This window comes from Flavobacterium maritimum, assembly GCF_040049085.1.
GTDB lineage: Bacteria > Bacteroidota > Bacteroidia > Flavobacteriales > Flavobacteriaceae > Flavobacterium > Flavobacterium maritimum.
This window is the reverse complement of sequence record NZ_JBDLZY010000059.1, coordinates 1-504: the sequence shown is the minus strand read 5'-3', so window position 1 is coordinate 504 and position 504 is coordinate 1. Positions and strand designations below refer to the sequence as shown.

At 37.1% G+C, this 504-nt stretch carries 1 protein-coding gene; it reads left to right on the top strand.

Features of this window, described 5'->3' with window-relative positions; translation table 11 throughout:
- The coding region (locus ABEB23_RS18300) for a TonB-dependent receptor domain-containing protein (RefSeq protein ID WP_348814156.1) at positions 1-504 on the top strand (504 nt) is incomplete at both ends.

Genomic DNA, 504 nt, shown 5'->3' with positions numbered 1-504 from the left:
CCTTGGTGGATTCTTCTTGGAGCAGGAATTGGGAATTTGATATTCAATTCGATTATCAATAATACGATGCATAAGTTCACAACTGGCCTGAATTTTTCTTACGATCAATATCAGGAATTTGTAAATCTTACAGATGTAAGCAGAATTGACAACTCAGTTGGAGCCTTTTTTGAATATACGTATGACAATACCGATAATTTTAGTTTGATTTTAGGAGGCAGAGTCGACAATCATAATCGTCTGGGATTTTTTGTTACGCCTCGTTTGCACGTGCGCTACAATCCATGGAAAAATGCGGTATTGCGTTTTTCTGCCGGCCGAGGAAAACGTTCTGCTAATATTTTTGCTGAAAACCAACAGCTTTTTGCAAGTTCGAGAACCTTTTCAGTTTTAGATGCCAACGGAAAAATATATGGTTTAAATCCGGAGATTGCTTGGAATTACGGTGTAAGTTTTTCTCAGAAATTCAAACTCTTTCATAAAAATGCAGATGCAGGTTTTGAC